The organism is Bacillus sp. BB081 (assembly GCF_008368895.1).
In the GTDB taxonomy this organism is placed as follows: Bacteria; Bacillota; Bacilli; order Bacillales; family Bacillaceae_G; genus Bacillus_A; species Bacillus_A wiedmannii.
In genome coordinates, this window is sequence record NZ_QOZX01000002.1 from 184,882 (window position 1) to 210,206 (window position 25,325).

Consider the following 25,325-nt stretch of genomic DNA (forward strand, 5'->3'; position numbering starts at 1 on the left):
TGCTTTGCAGGCGTCTTTCATTTTATATAAAAACAAATGCTAATGCAGATAAAGATAAAACTTTATCTGCATTTTTTTATTTTCGAGAGAAATGTAATATGGTCATTTATATGGATAAAACCTCCATTTCCGGAAAAACTACTAATGAAAGTTTGATCTTGCCTAAAAGAGGTGAACGGAAATGAAATGGATACTGATTGCGATGCAAGCTTTCGTTATGATGTTTTGTTTCGTTTATGAAACGAATGTGAAGGCGGAAGGGCCAGTACCAGAAGTAACAGAAAAAGAGCCTGAAGTTACAATTTTATTAGAGCGAATGTATGTTGATGGAGAAGTAAGTGAGGAAATATTTACAGAAAAAGTAGCGGACTTAGAAAAGTTTTTACAGCAGTATAAAGAATGGCAGCTCGTTGATCGTGATGATGTACAAATCGTATTACAAAAGAAAGTTGATGATATTTCTCCGTTATTAAAGACGAGCGGTTATTTCGGTGTGTCAGAGGAAGGGATATTACAAATTTTCAAAGGTGTACCGAAAAGTGATAATGCGATTCATTCCTTCTTTCAAATTGATATGAAAAAGCTTGAGAGTTATGAGCGTGCGAAATTGAAGCGTGGTATTCGCATTAAATCAAAAGAAGGTTTTGTGAAGACGATTGAAAAAATGAAGCAATACGCAGTGCAAAGTAAGAAAAAAAGCAGCTCGTGGTGAGCTGCTTTTTTCTTACTTGTTTTTATCTAAAATTTGTTTTGCGATTTCATCGATTAGCATATCTTTTCCGATTGGATTGAAAGCTTTTGTATTGAAGATTTCATTCGATACTTCATATACGTGATTGTTTTTAACTGCTTTATTGTCCTTCCAAACGGCACTGTTTTTATAGTCTTCGTAAACTTTATCAGCTTCGCCGCCGAAGTTTACAATAAACATTTGGTCAGGCTGGAATGCAACAAGACCTTCTAGCGATACTTGTGCCATCGTTTGTTTTAAATCTGTACCTTTTGTTGCTGGAAGTTTTAAGTCATTAAAGATGATGTCACCGTATCCGAAGCTACCGTATACACGGAAGTTTTGTGGTGTAACTGCGACGAACATAAAGTTCTCATCTTTTGTTTTTTCTTTAATTTTTTTAGATAAAGAGTCTGCTTTTTTATCGTAGTCTGCAATCCATTTGTCTGCTTTCTTTTCTTCGTCAAATAGTTTACCTACTTCTTTAAACTTACCGCGCCAGTCTTCTAAGTTTGTTTCTAAAACAACTGTTGGTGCAACCTTTTCTAATTGATCATAGATCTTCAATTGACGATTATTTAAAATAATTAAGTCTGGTTTTAATGCAGTAACAGCTTCTAAATCAACTTTAGGTGCCCAGTACCAACCTACTGCCTTTACTCCGTCTAATTTTTCTGTTAAATGATTTTGGATTTTATCTTTATATGTGTTTGCTGTACCAACAGGTTTGTGTCCAAGAAGTAATAATTCTTCTGTTGATCCAGATAGGTCAACAATTCTCTTTGGATTTACTGGAATTGTAGCTTCCCCCTTAGCGTGTTTTACAACTTTTGTTTTCGGTTGTTCTTTCGCTTTCGATTCTTCTTTTTGAGAAGAACAGCCAACGATAGAAAGAACAACTAGCATAATAGTAAATAAAATAAATAGCTTCTGTTTCATCCTGATGTAACCCCTTTAATTAGTATTGATAATCATTATCGACTTCTGTATATTAAGGTGCTTCATACTTTCTGTCAATGGAAAATAACAGAAGTTTCAAATGGAGAACATTTGTTGGGGTAGTCTCGCTTTTCTATCATTAAATATGTTAAAATGGAATACATGATTTAAGAGGGAGAGATCGTATTTTGTTTGAATATGTTACAGGTTACGTGGAGTATGTAGGACCGGAATATGTCGTAATTGACCATAATGGAATTGGTTATCAAATTTTCACGCCAAATCCGTATGTATTTCAAAGAAGTAAGCAAGAAATCCGTGTCTATACATATCATTATGTGAGAGAAGATATTATGGCACTTTACGGGTTTAAAACACGTGAAGAGCGTTTATTATTTACAAAATTGTTAGGTGTGTCTGGCATTGGACCAAAAGGTGCACTTGCAATTTTAGCTTCTGGTCAAACAGGACAGGTCGTTCAAGCGATTGAACATGAAGATGAGAAGTTTTTAGTGAAGTTCCCGGGCGTTGGAAAGAAAACAGCGCGCCAAATGATTTTAGATTTAAAAGGAAAACTAGCTGATGTCGTGCCAGATGCATTTGTTGATTTATTCTCAGACACAGAACGTTTTGATGAGAAGAAAGGTTCATCAGCTGAGCTTGATGAGGCGCTGGAAGCTCTGCGCGCACTTGGATACGCAGAACGAGAAGTTTCTCGCGTTGTACCAGAGTTATTAAAAGAATCATTAACGACGGATCAGTATATTAAAAAGGCACTTAGTCTTTTACTAAATGGTAAGAGGTGAGTATAATGGACGAACGTCTCCTTTCAGGGGAATCTGCATATGAAGATTCGGATTTAGAATATTCATTACGGCCACAGACGCTCCGTCAGTATATTGGCCAAGATAAAGCGAAACATAATTTAGAGGTATTTATTGAAGCAGCGAAAATGCGTGAAGAAACGTTAGATCATGTGCTTCTATATGGACCACCAGGACTTGGTAAAACGACGCTTGCCAATATTATTGCTAATGAAATGGGCGTAAATGTTAGAACAACTTCAGGTCCAGCAATTGAAAGGCCGGGAGATTTAGCAGCTGTATTAACAGCACTTCAGCCGGGTGATGTATTATTTATTGATGAAATTCATCGTTTGCATAGGTCAATTGAAGAAGTGTTATATCCTGCGATGGAAGATTTTTGCCTTGATATCGTAATTGGAAAAGGGCCATCAGCACGGTCTGTACGTTTAGATTTACCGCCATTTACATTAGTTGGAGCAACGACCCGTGCGGGGGCATTATCAGCGCCGCTTCGTGACCGTTTCGGTGTACTTTCAAGATTAGAGTATTACACAGTAGATCAGCTTTCTGAGATTGTTGAACGTACAGCAGAAGTATTCGAAGTTGAAATTGATTCGTTAGCCGCACTAGAAATTGCAAGACGTGCTCGTGGTACACCTCGTATTGCGAATCGTTTATTACGACGTGTACGAGATTTCGCACAAGTTCGTGGTAACGGAACGGTTACAATGGAAATTACACAAATGGCGTTAGAACTACTGCAAGTAGATAAATTAGGTCTAGATCATATTGATCATAAATTATTGCTTGGTATTATTGAGAAATTCCGTGGTGGTCCAGTTGGATTAGAAACAGTTTCGGCAACGATTGGAGAAGAATCCCATACGATTGAAGATGTATATGAGCCGTATTTACTACAAATTGGCTTTTTACAACGAACGCCAAGGGGTCGAATTGTAACACCACTTGCTTATGAGCATTTCGGAATGGAGGTACCAAAAGTATGACGGAGATGCCAAAATTGCTTATTACAGCAGGTATCTTACTTATCGTTGTTGGATTAGCTTGGAAGTTCATAGGAAGACTTCCAGGCGATATTTTTGTGAAAAAAGGAAACGTTACCTTTTATTTTCCTATCATCACATGTATTGTGTTAAGTATTGTATTATCTTTTATTATGTATATAATAAATCGATTTAAATAAGAAATAGGTGGATATAGTTATGGATATAAATCTGTTTGATTTTCATTTACCAGAAGAACTTATTGCACAAGTCCCATTAGAAGATCGTGAAACATCAAGATTAATGGTGTTAGACCGTGAAACAGGTGATATTGAGCATAAACATTTTACGGACATTCTTTCTTACTTACATGAGGGAGATTGCTTAGTTTTAAATGAAACAAAAGTAATGCCTGCTCGTTTGCACGGTGTGAAAGAAGATACAGGCGCACACATTGAAGTACTTCTTCTAAAGCAAGAAGAAGGCGATAAGTGGGAAACACTTGTTAAGCCAGCGAAACGTGTAAAAGAAGGAACTGTTATCTCTTTTGGCGAAGGGAAATTAAAAGCAACTTGCACAGGAACTGCAGATCAAGGTGGACGTCATCTTGAATTTTCATATGACGGCATCTTCTATGAAATTTTAGATGAACTTGGGGAAATGCCACTTCCTCCATATATTAAAGAGACGCTAGAAGATCGCGATCGCTATCAAACGGTATATGCGAAAGAAATTGGCTCAGCAGCAGCACCGACTGCAGGACTTCACTTTACAGAAGAGTTACTTGAGAAGTTAAAACAAAAAGGTGTTGGGTTAGCTTTCATTACCTTACATGTAGGACTTGGAACATTTAGACCAGTTTCTGCCGATACGATTGAAGAACACCATATGCACGCAGAATATTACCATATGTCTGAAGAGACAGCGGCATTATTAAACCGTGTAAAAGAGAATGGTGGACGTATTATTACTGTAGGTACGACATCAACTCGTACGTTAGAAACAATTGCGACAGATCATGACGGCAAGCTTTGTGCTGCTTCTGGCTGGACAGATATTTTTATGTACCCAGGTTATGAATTTAAAGCAATTGATGGTTTAATTACAAACTTCCATTTACCGAAATCAACATTAATTATGCTTGTAAGTGCATTTGCAAATAGGGATAATGTACTTCATGCTTATAATGAAGCAGTAAAAGAAAAATATCGTTTCTTTAGCTTCGGTGATGCAATGTTCGTTGCATCTCACGCTAAAATGGGAAACAAATAAAAGGAGTAAATTATGACAGCAATTCGTTATGAATTTATTAAAACTTGTAAACAAACGGGTGCCCGTTTAGGACGTGTACATACGCCGCACGGTTCATTTGATACACCAACATTTATGCCAGTTGGTACACTTGCAACAGTTAAGACAATGTCACCAGAAGAATTAAAAGCAATGGATTCTGGTATTATTTTAAGTAATACGTATCATTTATGGCTACGTCCAGGTCACGAAATTGTTCGTGAAGCAGGTGGTTTGCATAAATTTATGAACTGGGATCGTGCGATTTTAACTGATTCTGGTGGTTTCCAAGTATTTAGTTTAAGTGACTTCCGTCGCATTGAAGAGGAAGGCGTTCACTTCCGTAATCACTTAAATGGAGATAAATTATTCTTATCACCAGAAAAAGCGATGGAAATTCAAAATGCATTAGGTTCAGATATTATGATGGCATTTGATGAGTGTCCACCATTCCCAGCTACTTTTGAATATATGAAGAAATCTGTAGAACGTACAAGCCGCTGGGCAGAACGTTGCTTAAAAGCACATGAACGTCCACAAGATCAAGGTTTATTCGGTATCGTACAGGGTGGAGAGTTCGAAGAGCTTCGTCGTCAAAGTGCGAAAGACCTTGTTTCAATGGACTTCCCTGGTTATGCTATAGGTGGTTTATCTGTTGGGGAACCAAAAGATATTATGAACCGTGTACTTGAGTTTACAACACCACTTCTTCCAGATAATAAGCCACGTTACTTAATGGGAGTGGGTTCTCCTGACTCATTAATTGATGGTGCAATTCGCGGAGTTGATATGTTTGACTGCGTACTTCCAACTCGTATCGCTCGAAATGGTACGTGTATGACAAGTGAAGGTCGTCTAGTTGTAAAAAATGCGAAATTTGCAAGAGACTTCGGTCCACTTGATCCAAACTGTGATTGCTATACATGTAAAAATTACTCTCGTGCGTACATTCGTCACTTAATGAAATGTGATGAAACGTTTGGAATTCGTTTAACGTCTTATCACAACCTTCATTTTCTGTTAAACTTAATGGAGCAGGTGAGACAAGCTATTCGTGAAGACCGTCTTGGCGATTTCCGCGAAGAATTCTTTGAACAGTATGGCTTTAATAAACCGAATGCTAAAAACTTCTAATACATAATTTAAAAGGAGGAACAAAAGATGAATCCAGGTATGATGAATATCGTTATGATCGTTGCGATGTTTGCGATTTTCTATTTCTTATTAATTCGCCCGCAACAAAAGCGTCAAAAAGCAGTTGCTCAAATGCAAAATGAGTTAGCAAAAGGTGATGCTATCGTAACAATCGGTGGTTTACACGGTACAATCGAATCAGTAGATGAGACGAAAATCGTTATTAAATCTGGTGGTTCACACTTAACTTTCGATCGTAATGCGATTCGTGAAGTTGTGAAAAACTAATGAGAAAGGCCCTGCATGAAATGTGCAGGGCCTTTTTTAGTTATTTTGTTTTGACATATTTACCCCGAAAATACCACCGAGTGTACTCGCGCCCATTAATGCTAATTGATAAAGTAACTGGGAGTTCGATAAAGTTTGAGAGAAGCCTAAATAGTTAACTAGAAAAACAAGTATAGCGAATGTAAGACCTGTTGTGAAACCTACTAGCCAACCTTTCCCTTGTGCTTTTTTGCCGGCAGTAAATCCGGATATAAGCATAGATAAAAGAGCTAGTATAAAAATAGTAACGGCTAATGTCTCTTCAGTCATATCTGTAAACTTTAATAAAAGAGCCATAACCATGCTAATAATTGATGCAAAAATTAATAAGGTAATGATACCAAAGCCGATTGCGGTTGATAATTTTTTCGTTCCATCCATTTATACATTCCCCCTTTTTAATACAAGCATATTTTCTTTTTGCCCAAGTTAGACTAGTTTATTTTTTATAGGGGAGTCTATACGTAAAAAAGGAGATGTAGAAATGGAATGGGTATCAATCATTGGCCGGACGATGCTTTTGTATATCATCATATTAATTATTTTTCGTCTTATGGGTAAACGTGAAATTGGAGAGTTAAGTGTATTAGATTTAGTCGTATTCATTATGCTTGGGGAAATGGCTGTAGTCGCAATTGAAAATACCGATAAATCACTTTGGCACCAATTAGTTCCGATGACTTTTCTTATGTGTATACAGATTATTTTGTCAGTCATTTCATTAAAGTTTCAACGATTTCGGCATTTAATAGAAGGTGAGCCGGCTATTCTTGTAAATGCGGGGAAAATTGATGAAAAGAAGATGAGAAAGCAACGTTATAATATAGATGATTTATTGATGCAATTAAGGGAGCAAGGAGTTGGAGATATCCGAGATGTAGAATACGCTATTTTAGAACCATCTGGGAAGTTATCTGTCTTTCAAAAACAAAAAGGTAAACAGGATACATTGCAGTTTACTCTTCCTCTTATTATTGATGGAGAAATTCAATTGAATCATTTACAAATGATTGAACATACAGACGAATGGCTCATTGGAAAATTAAAAAACTTAGGTTATAACGATATCGCACAAATTTTATACTGCAGCTTTCAAAACGGACAATTTTTTGTTGATTTGAAAGAAAACTAGAGGCTTACTATATGAAATGGTAAGCCCGTTTACTTCAAAAATGAAAGTTTTCGAATGATTGGAAGTCGACTTAACTCTTCTTTTCGAATGAGTTTGAAAGTGAAGAGGAGGGTAATATAAACGATTGTTGTTAAAGTGATTTCCCATAATGTTTGTACGCCGAGTGAATGAGAGAAAATCATATATTTATGAAGGTAAAAGCCGAAAGCGCCTGCAATACCGATAGCAAGTCCGCCGAAAATGTAGTCTTTTGCGTAAATGGTAAATGTAATTTTCTTTAAAACAGTAGCGTAATGAAGGAATGTTACCGTCACTATATTTGCTGCAATTGCAAGGGCAACCCCCATCATTTGAAAATCTGGCCTTGAAGCTAGTACAAAAATAACGATTAATTTCACGATGGCGCCAATAAATGTATTCATCATTGCAGCTCTTGCTAAGTTTAAAGCTTGTAAAACAGAGGTAAGTGGACTTTGAAAGTAATGAAATAAAAAGCAAGGTGCAAGAAGCTGGATGAATGCTGTTGCACTATCTGATCCATACATAAGAGTTAAAATAGGAGAAGCGAATACGTATAATATAACGACTGACCACCCACCAGTAATTAATGAGATCCGAAGAGCTTGTTGTAGGCGGTGTTCCACTAATTTATGCTGTCTTTTAGCCATCGCTTCACTAATAGATGGAACGAGTGCTGTAGAAAGAGCGTATGTAATAAAGGCTGGCAGTGATAGAAGTGGGAATGCATAACCGTTTAATATACCATATTGCTGGGTTGCGACAGAGGCAGCAACTCCGGCAATCGCTAAGCTTTGCATAACAACGATAGGTTCAAAAAAATATGAAACGGAACCGATTAAACGACTTCCTGTAGTTGGAAGGGCAATATCCATAAGAGAATAAAATGTACCCTTGCTCTCCTTTACAGTAGTGAAAAATCCAGAGCGTATAGATAAATGTTTTTCGCGCTGGAATAAAGTGAGTAAAAATAATAACGATGCAACTTCACCGAGAACGGCTGATAACATAGCGCCAGCTGCAGCATATTCTACGCCGTAAGGTAAAAATAACTGAATGCATATAGCGATAATTGTAATGCGGACAACTTGTTCTATAACTTGAGCATAAGCGCTAGGTTTCATATTTTGTTTCCCTTGGAAATAACCGCGTAAAACAGAAGAAACAGCAATAACAGGAACGACAGGTAAAATGGCCATTAATGGATAGTACGTTCGTTCATCAGTTAATAATGTTTTTGCTAAAATAGGTGTGAGGAGCATAATTCCGATTGTTAAAATGATACTAATAACGGATGTAACAGCTAATGATACTGTTAATATTTTTTTAACCCTTTGTTTATCGTTCACAGCTTCTGCTTCTGCTACAAATTTTGCGATTGCGACAGGAAGGCCGATTTGTGTTAATGTAATTGCTAGAATGAATGTAGGAACGGCCATCATATAAAGGCCAACACCCTCTTCCCCTAAAATGCGTGCCATTACAATCCGGTTAATAAATCCAAGGATTTTGGTAATAAAGCCGGCTATCATTAAAATAAATGCGCCTTTTAAAAAGCTTTGTCTCGTCATGATCTTCTCCTACCTTCTCAAAATCAGTGGAATGATTTACAATAATTTATATGCACGTATGAGACAAGAATGACAAGCATTTAAGAGAGTGAAGTATGAGAGTGCTCTTGAAAGTAGTTATTGCTGTCCATTAGAGCGGGATTAAAAGCGACTTTTCGTGCTGAAATAAGAAGGAGATGTTTATGTATGTTAGAAAAAGAGGCTTTGGTAGAATCATACCGCGGACAGTTACAAGTCGTTTTAGAAAGCAAAGTAGAAGAGTTTCACATGTTCGGTTATGACCGAGTAACAGATGATGATATTTGGAAGTTTCTTAAAGTGAAGAAGTGGAAAAAAATAAACGGTGATGTTAGATTATATGAATTAGTAAATGATGTATTAAGAGTAAGTACTAATGAATATATGAATTATTTAACTGTTGAAGCATATCAAGCACCACTTTGGTCATTTGATGAATATGAAAATAAATAACCGACTGCAATTGGTTTGTTCTTCCTTTTGCAGTATAATGATAGGTATTGATAATGAGGAAATAATTATGTCTAAGATTATATATAAAGGGGGTAGTGAAGAGAAAAAATAAATAATGAAAGTGTAGGTATTGTGAAAAACTTACCGACACAGCTAGTGCTGAACTAGCAAAATTATAGAAAGGAAGTCTACTAACTAGGCGTATGCACACGTGTAAAAGTAAATCGTAAGAGATTTATTTAAAGTGTTAGTAGCAGAAAGAGGGTACATATGGCAAAGCGTGGTACGAGAATTGCCGCCTTTTTCCTCATCGTTTTATTAATCGGTGGAGTAATTGGTGCGGCAGGAAAAGACATAGCAAAAGGAATTAGTCTAGGACTAGACCTTCGCGGTGGTTTTGAAATTCTTTATGAAGTAAAACCAGCCAAAAAAGGTGATAAAATCGATCGAGACGTACTTGTAAGTACAGTAGGCGCTCTTGAAAATCGTGTTAATGTTCTTGGTGTAAGTGAGCCGAACATTCAAATCGAAGGACAAGATCGAATTCGCGTACAGCTTGCTGGTGTACAAGATCAGCAAAAAGCACGTGAAATGTTATCAACACAAGCGAAATTAACATTCCGTGATGTAGATGACAACCTTCTTATGGACGGAACGGATTTAAAAGGCGGCGGAGCGAAGCAAACATTTGATGAGCAAGGCCGTGCGAGCGTAGGTCTTACACTAAAAAGCGCTGATAAATTCCGTGAAGTAACTGACAAAATTTCAAAAATGCCACCACCAACGAATTTAATGGTAATTTGGCTTGATTTTGAAGAAGGAAAAGATTCATATAAAGCAGAATCTGCAAAACCGAATCCGAAGTTCTTATCAGCAGCAACAGTAAGCCAAGTGTTTAATCAAGCTGAAGTATCTATCGTAGGTGGAAACTTCACAGTTGAAAGTGCGAAACAACTTTCATCGTTATTAAATGCAGGTGCACTTCCTGTTGATTTAAAAGAAATGTATTCAACATCAGTTGGAGCGAAATTTGGACAACAAGCGTTAGAACAAACAATTTTCGCTAGTGCGATTGGTATCGCTCTTATTTTCTTATTTATGCTTGTATTCTACCGTTTACCAGGAATTGTAGCGGTTATTATGTTAGGTTTATACATTTTCGTTACATTACTTGTCTTTAACTGGATGCATGCAGTGCTTACGTTGCCAGGTATTGCGGCATTAGTGCTCGGGGTAGGTATCGCAGTTGATGCGAATATTATTACGTACGAGAGACTGAAAGAAGAGTTGAAAATTGGTAAGTCAATGATGTCAGCATTCCGTGCTGGTAATCATCGTTCATTAGCAACAATTTTAGATGCAAACGTTACGACTCTTGCAGCGGCTGGTGTATTATTCGTTTATGGTAATAGCTCTGTAAAAGGATTCGCAACAAGTTTAATCGTAAGTATTTTAGTTGGTTTCGTTACGAACGTATTCGGTACTCGTTTCTTACTAGGTTTACTTGTAAAGAGCCGTTACTTCGATAAAAAGCCAGGATACTTTGGTGTGAAACAAAAGGATATTATTCCATTAACAAAAGGTGTAGTACATCCACCGACAAGATTTGATCGTATTAACTTCGTAAATATCGGTCATAAATTCCTTGTTTTCTCGATTGTAGTTGTAATTGCAGGTGCAATTATACTACCGATTTTCAAATTGAATCTTGGTATTGATTTTGCGAGTGGTACACGTATCGACTTGCAATCAAAACAAGCACTTACTGTGTCTGATGTTCATAAAGATTTTAAAGAATTGAAAATTGACGTGAAGGAAGAAAATATTGTACCGACTGGAGATGACAATAAAGGATTCGCAGTTCGTACTTTAGGTGTTCTATCAAAAGATGAAATTGCGAAAACAAAAACATTCTTCCACGATAAATATGGTACAGATCCAAATGTAAGTACAGTTTCACCGACAATTGGTAAAGAAATTGCACGAAATGCATTTATCGCAGTATTAATTGCTTCTGCGGTTATCATTTTATACGTAAGTATTCGATTCAGATTTACGTACGCATTATCTGCAGTACTTGCATTATTACATGACGCATTCGTTATGGTTGTTATATTTAGTATTTTCCAATTAGAGGTAGACTTAACGTTTATCGCTGCAGTGTTAACAATCATCGGTTATTCTATTAATGACTCAATTGTTACATTTGATAGAAACCGTGAATTATACAAACAGAAAAAACGAGTTCGCGATATAAAAGACTTAGAAGAAATCGTAAATGCAAGTATTCGCCAAACGCTTGGTCGTTCAATTAACACCGTATTAACAGTGTTATTCCCGGTAATTACATTACTTATCTTCGGTAGTGAGTCATTACGTAACTTCTCGTTTGCGTTACTTGTTGGATTAGTTGTAGGTACGTACTCTTCTGTTTTCGTTGCTTCTCAAATTTGGTTAATGCTTGAAAACCGTCGTTTGAAAAAGGGCAAAAACAAGAAAAAGGTTGAGAAAGTAGAATCTGAACCACAAGTATAAAAAAGATGATGTCTCTTTATGAGGCATCTCTTTTTTCGTTTGTGGATACAATAAGATAGCAACTTTTTAACAGAAGTAAGATGGAAGAAAGTGGTGATGTTATCGCTGTTTTTGTTACAATAAAAAGATAGGTTAAGAAAAGAAGGGATTTTAATTATGGAAAAAGATGAACGTTTTAAACAGGCCGAGTTTGGTGCTATTGTCGGAATCGTTGGTAATATTATATTAGCGATTGTAAAGGCGGTAATTGGTTATATTGGGAACAGTAAAGCACTATTAGCGGATGCCGTGCATTCTGCATCAGATGTAATTGGTTCGCTCGCTGTACTTTTTGGATTGAGAGCAGCAAAGCAACCGCCCGATGAAGATCATCCGTATGGTCATGGTAAAGCGGAATCGATTTCAGCAATTATTGTTGCAGTATTATTATTTATTGTGGGAATCGAGATAGCGATTTCGTCTATAAAAGCTTTTTCGCAAGAACTAGAACCACCGAAAGGAATTACGATTTTTGCTGTTGTTCTTTCAATTATCGTGAAAGAAGGAATGTTTCAATATAAATTCCGATTAGGGAAGAGGGTAAATAGTGATGCAATTATTGCAAATGCATATGAACATCGTTCGGATGTATTTTCTTCAATTGCAGCTTTAATCGGTATTTGTGCAGCGATTATTGGTGGTAAGTTTGGGGTAGATTGGCTTGTATATGCCGATCCAATTGCAGGATTATTTGTTTCACTTCTTGTTGCAAAAATGGCATGGAGTATTGGGGCAGAAGCAATTCATGCAACGCTTGATCATGTTCTTCATGAGGAAGATGTTGTTCCGCTTAGAGAAGCAGTACTTCAAATAGATGGTGTGAAAAAAATTGGTTCTTTATATGCAAGGGAGCATGGTCATTACGTTATTGTTGATATTAAAGTTTCTGTAGATCCATACATTACTGTAGAAGAAGGGCACCGCATTGGAAAGCATGTGAAAGAAACGCTTATGGAACAAGATAACGTACAAAATGTGTTTGTACATATAAACCCGTATTCTCCAAATTAAATATCATTAACATTTTAGTATATAGATATTGCATCGTAGTTTGCATTATATTGTCACCCCTTAATCTGTCTTGTATAATGAACAGGTTAAGGGGTGATTTCGTGTTACAACCGAAGACGCGTTGGAAAGAAAAAGAATATAATAATGAGCGAGTGAGTGAATTAGCAAGTAAATTACAATTATCACCACTTGTCGTTTCGTTATTCCTCGGTAGAGGACTAGATACAGAAGATAAGATTTTAGATTTTTTAAATACAGAAAATCAAGAATTTCATGATCCATTTTTATTAGAAGGAATGGATAGAACGGTAGAACGTGTAAATAAGGCGATTCAAAATGGAGAGCAAATATTAATATTTGGTGACTACGATGCGGACGGAGTAAGTAGTACGACTGTGTTATATCTTGCTTTGCAAGAATTAGGTGCAGACGTAGAATTTTATATTCCAAACCGTTTTACAGAAGGATATGGACCAAACGAAGAAGCATTTCGTTGGGCACATAGCGCAGGGTTCTCCCTAATTATTACTGTCGATACTGGTATCGCAGCAGTACATGAAGCGAAGGTAGCGAAGGAGCTTGGAATAGATCTTATTATTACAGATCACCATGAGCCACCACCAGAATTGCCAGAAGCACTTGCGATTATTCATCCGAAATTAGATGGCGGTGTATATCCGTTTCACTATTTAGCTGGTGTAGGTGTTGCGTTTAAAGTTGCACATGCACTACTAGGCCGTGTGCCAGAACATTTATTAGAAATTGCAGTAATTGGTACAGTAGCCGATTTAGTGTCACTTCATGGTGAGAATAGATTGCTAGTGAAGCGCGGTTTAAAGCATATGCGCATGACGAAAAATATCGGACTAAAGGCGCTATTTAAAGTTGCTAACGTTTCGCAAAGTGAAATTACAGAAGAGAGTATTGGTTTCTCACTCGCACCGCGTATTAATGCAGTTGGACGTTTAGAAGATGCTACGCCGGCTGTACATCTTTTATTATCAGATGATCCAGAAGAAGCGAAAGAGCTAGCTGAAGAAATTGATGAGCTGAACAAACTGCGAAAAGATATTGTAAAGCAAATTACAGAAGAAGCTATCGCTGAAGTGGAAAATAATTTCCCGCCAGAAGATAATAAAGTACTAGTACTGGCAAAAGAAGGCTGGAATCCAGGTGTAATTGGAATTGTCGCATCTAAATTAGTTGAACGTTTTTATCGTCCAACGATTGTACTATGCATTGATCCTGTAAAAGAAACAGCAAAAGGTTCAGCACGTAGTATTGCAGGATTTGATTTGTTTGCAAATTTGTCAGATTGTAGAGAGTTATTGCCACACTTCGGAGGGCATCCGATGGCAGCGGGAATGACGCTACATATGAATGATGTAGATGAATTACGCCACCGCTTAAATGAACAAGCAGAGGTAATTTTAACAGAAGAAGATTTTATTCCAATTACAGCTGTTGATGTTTTTTGTAAAGTGGAGGATGTAACACTGGCAGCAATTGAAGACATGCAAAAGTTAGCGCCATTTGGTGTTGGAAATCCAAAACCGCGTATTGCAGTGAAGGATGCGGAGCTAGAAAGTATTCGTGCAATCGGATCAGACGGTTCACATTTGAAAATGGCTCTTCGCGATGGACAAGCGACATTGGATACAATCGGATTTGGATTTGGTGCGTATGCGAAAGAAATTTCTCCAGTTGCAAAGGTATCTGTGATAGGGGAAGCATCTATCAATGAATGGAATAATTTTAAGAAGCCGCAATTAATGGTACAAGATATTGCTGTAGAGGCGTGGCAATTATTTGATTGGCGTAGTATGCGTAACGTAGAAGCGAATGTAGCAGAACTTCCGAAAGAAAAAATAACAATGGTGTATTTTTCTGAAGAGGTATTGAATAAATTTTCTTTAGAAGACTATAAAGAGCATATGATGCATGCATCAGAAGTGACTCATTTAGACGATCAATACATCGTGTTACTTGATTTGCCAAAAGGAACAGATGAATTAAGAGATTTATTTAAAGTTGGGTTCCCGTCGCGAATTTATACGCTATTTTATCAAGAGAATAATCATTTATTTAGTACTGTTCCAACGAGGGAACATTTTAAATGGTACTATTCGTTCTTGAGCCAAAAAGCACCATTTTCTTTAAGACAATATGGAGAACAGCTGTGTCGACATAAAGGTTGGTCAAAAGATACAGTAAATTTCATGACACAGGTGTTTTTTGAGTTAGAATTTGTTACAATAAAAGATGGCGTCATTTTTATGGCAGACAAAAAACAAAAGCGTGATTTAATTGAATCGAACACATATCGTGAGAAAATGAACCACTTACAATTAGAAAAAGAATTGGTTTATAGCACATATCAGCAACTATATACATGGTTTGAAACGATTCGTAATCATAAAGAAGTAGAACAGTTAGGGTAAAGGATTTGTATTTACAAACCTTTTAGATCTGAGGAGGATTCAGAAATATGGATTTCAAGCAACATATCGCAATTGTACCGGATTATCCAAAAGAAGGTATTGTATTTAAAGACATTACACCGTTAATGAACGACGGTAAAGCATACAAAGCAGCAACAGATGCAATCGTTGAGTATGCAAAGAAAAGAGACATTGACGTTGTAGTAGGGCCAGAAGCACGTGGCTTTATTATCGGTTGCCCAGTTTCTTATGCGTTAGAAGTAGGTTTTGCACCAGTTCGTAAATTAGGAAAATTACCACGTGAAGTAATTACAGTTGACTACGGTAAAGAATATGGTAAAGATGTTTTAACAATCCATAAAGATGCAATTAAGCCAGGTCAACGCGTATTGATTACAGATGATCTATTAGCTACAGGTGGAACAATTGAAGCGACAATTAAGCTAGTTGAAGAACTTGGCGGAGTTGTAGCAGGAATTGCATTCTTAGTAGAGCTTACTTACTTAGATGGTCGTAAAATGTTAGATGGTTACGATGTATTAGTATTAGAAAAATACTAATCACTATATAGGTAAAACTACGGTGATAAGAAGTACCCGTGAATCTCTTGGAGAGGAGCGGGTACTTTTGTATAATTGTACAAAAAAATAAGGTGAAATGTCAGTAAAATCTTTTCCTTTTCACAATTCACAATCATTAGGTTATAATGATAGAATATAATTTATTCTACTTAATTAAGATAAAGTCAATTTTCAATAAAAGGTGATTCGATGGCAAATGAGCAGGTACTAACAGCTGAACAGGTACTCGAGAAAGCAAGTCAATATTTAGCAGATGAAGATATTGAGCTAGTGGCACGTGCCTATGAATATGCACGTGATGCGCATAGCGAACAATACAGAAAATCGGGTGAACCGTACATTATTCATCCAATTCAAGTTGCAGGTATTTTAGTTGATTTACACATGGATCCAGCTACAGTATCAGCAGGTTTCTTACATGATGTAGTGGAAGATACTGAAATTACATTAGAAGATATTGAACGGGAATTTAATAAAGAAATTGCTATGCTTGTCGATGGTGTAACAAAGCTCGGAAAGATTAAATATAAATCTCATGAGCAACAACAAGCAGAAAACCATCGCAAAATGTTTATCGCAATGGCTCAAGATATTCGAGTTATTTTAATTAAACTAGCTGATCGTCTTCATAACATGCGTACATTGAAACATTTGCCTCAAGAGAAGCAGCGTCGCATTGCAAATGAAACGTTAGAAATCTTTGCACCTTTAGCACATAGACTCGGAATTAGTACTATTAAATGGGAGCTAGAGGATACGTCACTTCGCTATTTAAATCCACAGCAGTACTATCGTATTGTAAATTTAATGAAGCGTAAACGTGCAGAGCGTGAAGAATATTTAGACGAAGTAATGACTGGTATTCGTGAGAAATTAAAAGAAGTTGCAATTCAACCTGAGATTTCTGGAAGACCAAAGCATATTTACAGTATTTATCGTAAAATGGCACTGCAAAACAAACAGTTCAATGAAATTTACGATTTATTAGCTGTACGTGTCGTTGTAAATAGTATTAAAGATTGTTATGCAGTACTTGGAATTATTCATACGTGCTGGAAGCCGATGCCAGGTCGTTTTAAAGATTATATTGCGATGCCGAAAGCAAATCTATATCAATCTCTTCATACGACTGTAATTGGGCCGAAAGGTGATCCGCTTGAAGTGCAAATTCGTACGAAAGAAATGCATGAGATTGCAGAATTCGGGATCGCGGCGCACTGGGCGTATAAAGAAGGAAAAACAGCAGAAACAACAGGTACATTAGAGAAGAAACTTACATGGTTCCGTCAAATATTAGAATGGCAAAATGAAGCTTCTAATGCAGAAGAGTTTATGGAGTCATTAAAAATTGATTTATTCTCTGACATGGTATTCGTCTTTACACCGAAAGGCGACGTAATGGAATTGCCACTTGGATCTGTTCCGATTGACTTTTCGTATCGTGTCCATTCAGAGATTGGAAATAAAACAATTGGTGCAAAAGTAAACGGCAAAATGGTGACGCTTGATTATAAATTGAAAACTGGTGACATCATTGAAATTTTAACATCGAAACATTCGTATGGGCCAAGTCAAGACTGGGTGAAACTTGCTCAAACATCTCATGCGAAAAACAAAATACGTCAATTCTTTAAGAAGCAACGTAGAGATGAAAATATTGAAAAAGGCCGTGAACTTGTTGAGAAAGAAGTGCGTAGCCTAGAGTATGAGATGAAAGAAGTGTTAGCTCCTGACAATTTAAAACGTGTTGCTGAGAAGTTCAATTTTGCAAATGAAGAAGATATGTTTGCAGCAGTTGGATATAGCGGGATTACAGCGTCGCAAATTGTTACGCGACTAACGGACAAATTCCGTAAGCAACGTGAAGAAGAAGAAATCGTTGAAGTTAAAGAAGTTCGTAAACCAATGAAAATTCGAAAATGGGATTCTGGCGTTAAAGTAAGTGGTGCGGATAATTTATTAATTCGTTTATCAAAATGCTGTAACCCGGTTCCAGGTGATGATATCGTTGGGTATATTACGAAAGGCCGAGGTGTATCGATTCACCGCCGTGATTGTGTAAATGTTCATACAGAAGAAGCTATAGAACGTTTATTGGAAGTAGAGTGGGAAGGTAGTCCTGAAAAAGAAATTGAGTATAACGTTGATATTGAAATTTCAGGTTACGATCGCCGCGGCTTATTAAATGAAGTATTACAAGCTGTTACAGAGACGAAAACGTATATTTCGGCAGTTTCTGGTAGAAGTGACCGTAATAAGATGGCGACAATTAATATGTCAATCTCTATTCGTAACTTACAGCACTTGAAAAAAGTAGTAGAACGCATTAAACGTGTTCCAGAAATTTATGCAGTACGACGCATGATGCATTAATAGGGAGTGTAGAAAAGATGAGAGTTGTTTTACAACGATCAAAAGAAGCGTCTGTCACAGTAGACGGTGAGATCGTAGGGCAAATTCCGTTCGGTTTAACATTACTAGTTGGCATTACGCATGAAGATACAGAAAAAGATGCAACTTACATTGCAGAAAAAATTGCGAACTTACGTATTTTTGAAGATGAGAGTGGAAAGATGAACCATTCTGTACTTGATGTAGAAGGACAAGTTCTATCAATTTCGCAATTCACATTATACGGAGATTGCCGCAAGGGAAGACGTCCCAACTTTATGGATGCTGCCAAACCTGATTATGCAGAGCGTTTATATGATTTCTTTAATGAGGAAGTTCGTAAGCAAGGATTGCATGTAGAAACAGGGAAGTTCGGAGCAATGATGGATGTTTCTTTAATCAATGATGGTCCGGTGACCTTAATTGTGGATAGTAAATAGTATTGCTTAAGAAGAGGGGATTACATAATCCTCTCTTTTTTATACATTGTTGTATGTTTTGTTCATTTATCTCGCTATTTGTGGGAGGTCAACTGCCCGTAAAAGCCTGATTAGTGAGGGGGAATAATGAGTGGCAATGGACAAAACCCTATTAATTAAAGTTTCACTTTATTTGGAATCAATAGTTGTTTCAGTTATGTATAACTCTTTCATCAATATGGAACAATAAAAAGTAAAACATCTATATTGAATGTGAGGGATATACGTATGCGTATGAATGAAAAAGGGCATTCTGTTACAAATGGTGCAAATCAACTATTTAACGTAAATTTTCATGATTTTATTTCAAAAGAGCAAAACAATACTTCAATGGAGCTTGCTTCTGAGTTTGGGATTTCTCTTCAAGATGTAAAGCGTCTAAAGAAGCAGATTGAACGCTCTTAGAGTACTTGACAATCCTACTCAACAAACGTATAGTAATTTTATATTTACATATGAATATAACCGTTGATAGAGAAGAGTAAATGAGATACACATGGAAAGAGAAGAAATGTCTTAGGCTGAAAACATTTCTGCATGATGACTGATTGAATGACACTCTAGAGGTTTCAACTTGAACGGCATATATGCTTAGTAGGGATGAACGCACATTTAAGCGTTATTAAAAAAGTGGAAGCATACGTGCTTCAATTAGGGTGGCACCACGGGTATAATACTCTCGTCCCTACTGTTCAAACAGTAGAGGCGGGAGTTTTTTTATTTTTATTAAGATTAAAACAATTTGAGGAGGAACTGAATATGTCTATTCAAATCCCACGCGGAACGCAAGATATTCTTCCAGGTAGCGTTGAGTTATGGCAGTATATCGAAGGGCAAGCACGCGAAATTTGCCGTCGTTACAACTATAAAGAAATTCGTACACCAATTTTTGAACACACTGAGCTATTTTTACGTGGTGTTGGTGATACGACAGATATCGTACAAAAAGAAATGTACTCATTCCAAGATCGTGGAGAGCGCAGTTTAACATTACGTCCAGAAGGTACTGCACCTGTTGTACGTTCTTACGTTGAAAACAAAATGTTCGGTGATGCAACACAACCAACGAAATTATACTATATCGGTCAAATGTTCCGTTACGAAAGACCACAAGCAGGTCGCTATCGTCAATTCGTACAATTTGGTATTGAAGCAATCGGTAGTAACGATCCTGCAATTGATGCAGAAGTAATTGCACTTGCTGTAGAGTTTTATCGCGGCATGGGCTTGAAAAATATTAAAGTTGTATTAAACAGCTTAGGTGATGCAGCGAGCCGTCAAGCGCACCGTGATGCGTTAATCGCACACTTTGAGCCACGTATCGGCGAGTTCTGTTCTGACTGTCAATCTCGTTTAGAAAAGAACCCTCTTCGTATTTTAGATTGTAAGAAGGACCGTAACCATGAATTAATGGGAACAGCACCATCTATTACAGAATACTTAAACGAAGATTCGGCAGTATACTACGACAAAGTTCAAGAATTATTAACGATGATGGACGTTCCATTTGAAAAAGATCCGAACTTAGTACGTGGTTTAGACTACTACCAACATACTGTTTTTGAAATTATGAGTGAGGCAGAAGGTTTCGGTGCTATTACTACATTAAGCGGTGGTGGCCGTTATAACGGACTTGTACAAGAAATCGGTGGACCAGAAATGCCAGGTATCGGTTTTGCGATGAGTATTGAACGTTTAATTATGGCGCTAAAAGCTGAAAACATTGAATTACCAATTGAACATAGTATCGATTGTTACGTTGTAGCTCTTGGTGAAAAAGCGAAAGACCATGCTGCAAAAGTTGCGTTTGATCTTCGTAAAGCTGGATTATCAGTTGAAAAAGATTATTTAGATCGCAAAATGAAAGCACAATTTAAATCAGCAGATCGTCTAAAGGCGAAATTTGTAGCTGTACTAGGGGAAGATGAGCTAGATAAAGGCATCATTAACTTAAAAGATATGGCAACAGGTGAACAAGAAGAAGTAGCATTAGATGTATTTGCTTCATACGTAGCAGAGAAATTAATATAGGGGGAACTTACAGTGGCTGAAAGAACACATAAATGTGGAAAAGTAACAGTAGAAGCAGTTGGACAAACAGTTCAATTAAAAGGTTGGGTACAAAAACGCCGTGATTTAGGTGGATTAATCTTTATCGACTTACGTGACCGTACAGGTATCGTACAAGTTGTATTTAACCCAGAAACATCAAAAGAAGCGCTAGAAGTAGCAGAAACAATTCGTAGCGAATACGTATTACACGTAGAAGGTACAGTTGTTGAGCGTGGTGAAGGCGCAATTAATGACAATATGGCAACTGGTCGTATTGAAGTACAAGCAACGAAAGTAAACGTATTAAATGCAGCGAAAACAACGCCAATCATCATTGCTGATGATACAGATGCATCAGAGGATGTACGTTTAAAATATCGTTATTTAGACTTACGTCGTCCGGTAATGTTTAACACATTCAAAATGCGTCATGACGTAACCAAAACAATTCGTAACTTCCTAGACACAGAAGAGTTCTTAGAAGTAGAAACACCAATTTTAACGAAGAGCACACCAGAAGGAGCTCGTGACTATTTAGTACCAAGTCGTGTACATGATGGTGAATTCTATGCGTTACCACAGTCTCCACAATTATTTAAACAGCTTCTTATGGTCGGCGGATTTGAGCGTTACTATCAAGTAGCACGTTGTTTCCGTGACGAAGATTTACGTGCAGACCGTCAACCAGAATTCACGCAAATCGATATCGAAGCTTCATTCTTAACACAAGATGAAATTTTAGATATGATGGAGCGCATGATGACGAAAGTTATGAAGGATGCAAAAGGTGTAGAAGTGAGTGCACCATTCCCTCGTATGAAATATGCTGATGCAATGGCTCGTTACGGTTCTGATAAGCCAGATACACGCTTTGAAATGGAACTAACAGACTTATCTGAATTTGCGGTAGGTTGTGGTTTTAAAGTATTTACAAGTGCTGTAGAAAGCGGCGGACAAGTAAAAGCAATTAATGCAAAAGGTGCTGCGAGCAAATACTCTCGTAAAGATATCGATGCATTAACTGAATTCGTAAAAGTATACGGTGCTAAAGGTCTAGCTTGGCTTAAAGTGGAAGAGGACGGCTTAAAAGGACCGATTGCGAAATTCTTCGGTGAAGAAGAAGCAAACGCGTTAATGGCTACATTAGAAGCTACTGCTGGCGACTTATTACTATTCGTAGCAGATAAGAAGAGCGTTGTCGCAGATAGCTTAGGTGCACTTCGTTTACGTCTAGGTAAAGAGCTTGAGTTAATCGATGAAAGTAAATTTAACTTCCTATGGGTAACGGATTGGCCACTTCTTGAGTACGATGAAGATGCAGATCGTTACTTCGCAGCTCACCACCCATTCACAATGCCATTCCGTGAAGACGTTGAGCTATTAGAAACGGCACCAGAAAAAGCACGTGCACAAGCATATGACCTTGTATTAAATGGTTATGAGCTTGGCGGTGGATCACTTCGTATTTACGAGCGTGACGTACAAGAAAAAATGTTCAAAGCACTTGGATTCTCACAAGAAGAAGCACAAGAGCAATTCGGATTCTTATTAGAAGCATTCGAATACGGTACGCCACCACACGGCGGTATCGCATTAGGTTTAGACCGTCTTGTTATGTTACTTGCAGGCCGTACGAACCTTCGTGATACAATTGCATTCCCGAAAACAGCAAGCGCAAGCTGCTTATTAACAGAAGCTCCAAGCCCAGTAGCAGAAGCACAGCTTGAAGAGTTAAACTTAAAATTAAGCTTAAAAGAAGAGAAGTAAGAATAAAGTCTAGATGGTTATACTATAGCCGTCTAGACTTTTTTTGAGAGGTTGTTTAAAAAGTCCGGTTCAGATAACTGTCGCATCTCATCGTTACGTATGCTAGTCCGGTGCTCGAGTAGTACTCCTACACTGCGCTCCTCCGAGCATACGTGCCTCGATCTGCTTGGTTCTCTAAATCCTCTTTTTTAAACGTATATTGAAAGGGTTGTTTAAAAGTCCGGTTCAGATAACTGTCGCATCTCATTATTACGTATGCTAGTCCGGTGCTCGAGTAGCACTCCTACACTGCGCTCCTCCTAGCATACGTGCCTCGATCTGCTCGGTTCTCTAAATCCTCCTTTTTAAACGTATATTGAAAGGGTTGTTTAAAAAGTCCGGTTCAGATAACTGTCGCATCTCATTATTACGTATGCTAGTCCGGTGCTCGAGTAGTACTCCTACACGGTGCTCCTCCTAGCATACGTGCCTCGATCTGCTCGGTTCTCTAAATCCTCCTTTTCAAACGTATATTTAGGGGGAAATAAAAGCCGGTTTACACTATGTTTTTATTCTCGAAATATGTATTTTTAGGAATTCTATAACTTTTTCTATACAAATAGTCGGAAAAACGCTAGAATACATGATAGACCATTTTTGTAATAGGAGTGTAGAGCTGAATGTTACATCAATTTTCACGTAATGAATTAGCCTTCGGTAAAGAAGGACTTGAAATATTAAAAAATAGTACAGTCGGTATTTTAGGAATTGGCGGCGTAGGGTCATTTTCGGCAGAGGCGTTAGCACGTTCTGGTGTAGGACGTCTCGTATTAGTCGATAAAGACGTTGTAGATATTACAAACGTAAACCGTCAAATTCACGCGTTAGTATCTACTGTAGGACGTTCAAAAGTAGAATTAATGAAAGAGCGTATCGCAGACATTAATCCAGAGTGTGAAGTAATTGGACTAGAAATGTTTTATACTGATGAAACGTATGAAGAGTTCTTCAAACATGGATTGGATTTCGTAGTAGATGCATCTGATACGATTACGTTCAAAATTCATTTAATTAAACAGTGCTTACGTCGAAAAATTAAAATTATCTCATGCATGGGTGCAGCAAATAAAATGGACCCAACTCGTTTCCGTATTGCGGACATCTCTAAAACACATACAGATCCAATTGCGAAAGTAATTCGTACGAAGCTTCGTAAAGATGGTATTAAAAAAGGTGTAAAAGTTGTCTTCTCTGACGAAAACCCAATCGTAATTCGTGAAGAAGTACGTAAAGAAATCGTACCAGACGAAAATGCAAAAATCCGTAAAGCGAAATTACCACCTTCATCAAATGCATTCGTACCATCTGTGGCAGGCCTAATTATGGCAAGTCACGTTGTACGTGAACGTATTAAAAACGTTGAAGTGAAGCGTGTAGGGCAAGAATAAGAAGAAAGCATATATCCGTCTAGGATATATGCTTTTTCTATTATGTTTTAAAGAATTGCAGATATTTGCAATACTAATAATTCGAATGTAAGTAATCCTAATAAAGAATAATCGTATTTATCCGACTTATAGGCGGAAGTCTTTTTTAAACTCTGAATGGTAAAAAGTCCTAATGTTAGAACGAGAATACCGAGTGTTATTTTGAAGACTACTAATGAAATGGCAATCAGCTCCTTTCAATCGTATATGTTTATAGTAACATTTAAGTTAAATATATCCAATTAACTCCGTAAATTTCCTTTTTTGACAAATCGACTTGTTTTGTCAATATTTGTTGGTAAATCGATATCTCTTGTCGAATAGTTGATATAATTAAAAAAATCGTTGATATATTGTAAGTTACGATAGATATATTTGAAAAATCGTCGATATAATTTCATTTACCAATATATCATTCACAGAAAAAATAAACAGGGATGTCACTTAGTCAAAAAAGTGACATCCCTGTTTTTAATTCTCTGCAGAATAAATAATATCTAAATTTCCATTTTGATCTGTCTTGAAAATTGGAGCGATCTGTTCTTCTTGTTCTTCAACTGAAACGAGTTTTCGAGCACGGTCCATAATTCTAACAAGCATTGCGTAATCTTCTTCGATTGCTTGTTGTTTTTTTGAGAGGACCGCTAATTTTGCTTCAAGTTCATGATTTGTTTTTTGCAAGGAAGTGAGCTGAGCTTGTAATACATCATTTTCAGTTTGTAACTTTGCGAGTGAAGGGTTATTGTGCTCTAAATTTTGCAAAAATGAGATGACGTTTTGCATTGTGAGATCTTGTTTACTTAGCGTAATATCTTCTGAAAACTCGGCATCGATTACGAGTTGTTTCGTTTTCGTGAAATGCTCTTTTTCTATTTTAGCTTCAGAGCGTTTTAATTCTTTCCGTTGTTTTTTTGCAAGTTGCACCGCATCTTCGTAATTCGGTCTTACTTCAGCATTCCATCTAAATCCGCAAGCTGCGGAAGTGCGGTTCAATGTATCGCCGACTTCATCGAATGCTTTTATTTGTGTGCTACCGCTGCGAATATGTCGTAAAACAGTTTCTGCTAAAAGGAGATCGTCTTCTTTTGTCCATGCATCTTGACGTGTTTTCATAAGCGAAGCCTCCATAATGGTGACGTTT

At 37.2% G+C, this 25,325-nt stretch carries 23 protein-coding genes and 1 other annotated feature; of the genes, 19 read left to right on the top strand and 4 right to left on the bottom strand.

What is annotated here, in order from left to right:
• The first annotated feature begins 181 nt into the window (after positions 1 to 181).
• Positions 182 to 712 (top strand): BofC C-terminal domain-containing protein, encoded by a 531-nt coding sequence (locus DN394_RS01015; protein ID WP_046956297.1) that lies wholly within the window; start codon positions 182 to 184, stop codon positions 710 to 712.
• Between the two features lie 12 nt (positions 713 to 724).
• Here DN394_RS01015 and DN394_RS01020 read toward each other — a convergent pair whose 3' ends face one another.
• Positions 725 to 1,669 carry an iron-hydroxamate ABC transporter substrate-binding protein gene (locus DN394_RS01020; protein WP_000810672.1) on the bottom strand — a complete coding sequence of 315 codons (945 nt, stop codon included), beginning with the start codon at positions 1,667 to 1,669 and terminating at the stop codon, positions 725 to 727.
• Between the two features lie 188 nt (positions 1,670 to 1,857).
• Here DN394_RS01020 and ruvA point away from each other — a divergent pair, with 188 nt between their 5' ends.
• Genes ruvA through yajC form a run of 6 tightly spaced genes read left to right on the top strand, consistent with a single transcriptional unit; the run spans position 1,858 to position 6,191 of the window.
• Positions 1,858 to 2,475: a Holliday junction DNA helicase RuvA gene (gene ruvA, locus DN394_RS01025; protein ID WP_000464511.1), complete on the top strand. Its 618-nt coding sequence runs from the start codon at positions 1,858 to 1,860 to the stop codon at positions 2,473 to 2,475.
• Positions 2,476 to 2,480: 5 nt separating this feature from the next.
• Positions 2,481 to 3,482 (top strand): Holliday junction branch migration DNA helicase RuvB, encoded by a 1,002-nt coding sequence (gene ruvB, locus DN394_RS01030; protein WP_097915725.1) that lies wholly within the window; start codon positions 2,481 to 2,483, stop codon positions 3,480 to 3,482.
• Positions 3,479 to 3,679: a DUF2905 domain-containing protein gene (locus DN394_RS01035; RefSeq protein ID WP_000138162.1), complete on the top strand. Its 201-nt coding sequence runs from the start codon at positions 3,479 to 3,481 to the stop codon at positions 3,677 to 3,679. The genes ruvB and DN394_RS01035 overlap by 4 nt, the downstream gene beginning before the upstream one ends.
• A 19-nt stretch (positions 3,680 to 3,698) precedes the next feature.
• Positions 3,699 to 4,751: a tRNA preQ1(34) S-adenosylmethionine ribosyltransferase-isomerase QueA gene (gene queA / locus DN394_RS01040; protein WP_000354010.1), complete on the top strand. Its 1,053-nt coding sequence runs from the start codon at positions 3,699 to 3,701 to the stop codon at positions 4,749 to 4,751.
• Positions 4,752 to 4,763: 12 nt separating this feature from the next.
• Positions 4,764 to 5,903, top strand: coding sequence for a tRNA guanosine(34) transglycosylase Tgt (gene tgt / locus DN394_RS01045; protein WP_000125371.1), 1,140 nt, complete (start codon positions 4,764 to 4,766; stop codon positions 5,901 to 5,903).
• Positions 5,904 to 5,930: 27 nt separating this feature from the next.
• On the top strand, positions 5,931 to 6,191 hold the full coding sequence (yajC, locus tag DN394_RS01050) for a preprotein translocase subunit YajC (protein WP_001068064.1): 261 nt from the start codon (positions 5,931 to 5,933) through the stop codon (positions 6,189 to 6,191).
• Between the two features lie 36 nt (positions 6,192 to 6,227).
• Here yajC and DN394_RS01055 read toward each other — a convergent pair whose 3' ends face one another.
• Positions 6,228 to 6,611, bottom strand: a complete 384-nt coding sequence (locus DN394_RS01055; RefSeq protein ID WP_000349129.1) for a TIGR04086 family membrane protein — start codon at positions 6,609 to 6,611, stop codon at positions 6,228 to 6,230.
• A 103-nt stretch (positions 6,612 to 6,714) separates the two neighbouring features.
• On the opposite strand from DN394_RS01055, the gene DN394_RS01060 reads away from it, so the two are divergent.
• Positions 6,715 to 7,362: a DUF421 domain-containing protein gene (locus tag DN394_RS01060; RefSeq protein ID WP_000455379.1), complete on the top strand. Its 648-nt coding sequence runs from the start codon at positions 6,715 to 6,717 to the stop codon at positions 7,360 to 7,362.
• A 29-nt stretch (positions 7,363 to 7,391) separates the two neighbouring features.
• Here DN394_RS01060 and spoVB read toward each other — a convergent pair whose 3' ends face one another.
• Positions 7,392 to 8,951 (bottom strand): stage V sporulation protein B, encoded by a 1,560-nt coding sequence (gene spoVB / locus DN394_RS01065; RefSeq protein WP_000198304.1) that lies wholly within the window; start codon positions 8,949 to 8,951, stop codon positions 7,392 to 7,394.
• A 186-nt stretch (positions 8,952 to 9,137) separates the two neighbouring features.
• Here spoVB and DN394_RS01070 point away from each other — a divergent pair, with 186 nt between their 5' ends.
• The 11 genes from DN394_RS01070 to DN394_RS01115 all read left to right on the top strand — a co-directional run bounded on the left by DN394_RS01070 (position 9,138) and on the right by DN394_RS01115 (position 24,145).
• Positions 9,138 to 9,422, top strand: coding sequence for a post-transcriptional regulator (locus DN394_RS01070; RefSeq protein ID WP_000890214.1), 285 nt, complete (start codon positions 9,138 to 9,140; stop codon positions 9,420 to 9,422).
• A 270-nt stretch (positions 9,423 to 9,692) separates the two neighbouring features.
• Positions 9,693 to 11,957 (top strand): protein translocase subunit SecDF, encoded by a 2,265-nt coding sequence (secDF, locus tag DN394_RS01075; RefSeq protein ID WP_149293545.1) that lies wholly within the window; start codon positions 9,693 to 9,695, stop codon positions 11,955 to 11,957.
• 156 nt (positions 11,958 to 12,113) lie between these two features.
• Positions 12,114 to 13,007, top strand: coding sequence for a cation diffusion facilitator family transporter (locus DN394_RS01080; protein WP_087982109.1), 894 nt, complete (start codon positions 12,114 to 12,116; stop codon positions 13,005 to 13,007).
• 101 nt (positions 13,008 to 13,108) lie between these two features.
• Positions 13,109 to 15,448: a single-stranded-DNA-specific exonuclease RecJ gene (gene recJ, locus DN394_RS01085; RefSeq protein ID WP_149293546.1), complete on the top strand. Its 2,340-nt coding sequence runs from the start codon at positions 13,109 to 13,111 to the stop codon at positions 15,446 to 15,448.
• 47 nt (positions 15,449 to 15,495) lie between these two features.
• Positions 15,496 to 16,008, top strand: a complete 513-nt coding sequence (locus DN394_RS01090) for an adenine phosphoribosyltransferase (protein WP_000346221.1) — start codon at positions 15,496 to 15,498, stop codon at positions 16,006 to 16,008.
• 210 nt (positions 16,009 to 16,218) lie between these two features.
• Positions 16,219 to 18,402: a GTP diphosphokinase gene (gene relA, locus DN394_RS01095; RefSeq protein ID WP_001262796.1), complete on the top strand. Its 2,184-nt coding sequence runs from the start codon at positions 16,219 to 16,221 to the stop codon at positions 18,400 to 18,402.
• 17 nt (positions 18,403 to 18,419) lie between these two features.
• Positions 18,420 to 18,860, top strand: coding sequence for a D-tyrosyl-tRNA(Tyr) deacylase (locus DN394_RS01100; protein WP_001266955.1), 441 nt, complete (start codon positions 18,420 to 18,422; stop codon positions 18,858 to 18,860).
• 267 nt (positions 18,861 to 19,127) lie between these two features.
• Positions 19,128 to 19,304 carry a hypothetical protein gene (locus DN394_RS28860; RefSeq protein ID WP_001242605.1) on the top strand — a complete coding sequence of 59 codons (177 nt, stop codon included), beginning with the start codon at positions 19,128 to 19,130 and terminating at the stop codon, positions 19,302 to 19,304.
• A 54-nt stretch (positions 19,305 to 19,358) separates the two neighbouring features.
• Positions 19,359 to 19,589 (top strand) — a binding site (T-box leader).
• 69 nt (positions 19,590 to 19,658) lie between these two features.
• Positions 19,659 to 20,930 carry a histidine--tRNA ligase gene (hisS, locus tag DN394_RS01105; protein WP_000027073.1) on the top strand — a complete coding sequence of 424 codons (1,272 nt, stop codon included), beginning with the start codon at positions 19,659 to 19,661 and terminating at the stop codon, positions 20,928 to 20,930.
• Positions 20,931 to 20,942: 12 nt separating this feature from the next.
• Entirely contained in the window at positions 20,943 to 22,718 is a 1,776-nt protein-coding gene (gene aspS / locus DN394_RS01110; protein WP_149293547.1) for an aspartate--tRNA ligase, read from the top strand.
• A gap of 659 nt (positions 22,719 to 23,377) precedes the next feature.
• Complete coding sequence (locus DN394_RS01115; protein ID WP_000903181.1) at positions 23,378 to 24,145, top strand: tRNA threonylcarbamoyladenosine dehydratase; 768 nt, start codon at positions 23,378 to 23,380, stop codon at positions 24,143 to 24,145.
• Between the two features lie 510 nt (positions 24,146 to 24,655).
• Here the strand turns inward: DN394_RS01115 and DN394_RS01130 are convergent.
• Positions 24,656 to 25,297: an RsfA family transcriptional regulator gene (locus DN394_RS01130; RefSeq protein ID WP_046958825.1), complete on the bottom strand. Its 642-nt coding sequence runs from the start codon at positions 25,295 to 25,297 to the stop codon at positions 24,656 to 24,658.
• Positions 25,298 to 25,325: the final 28 nt, after the last annotated feature.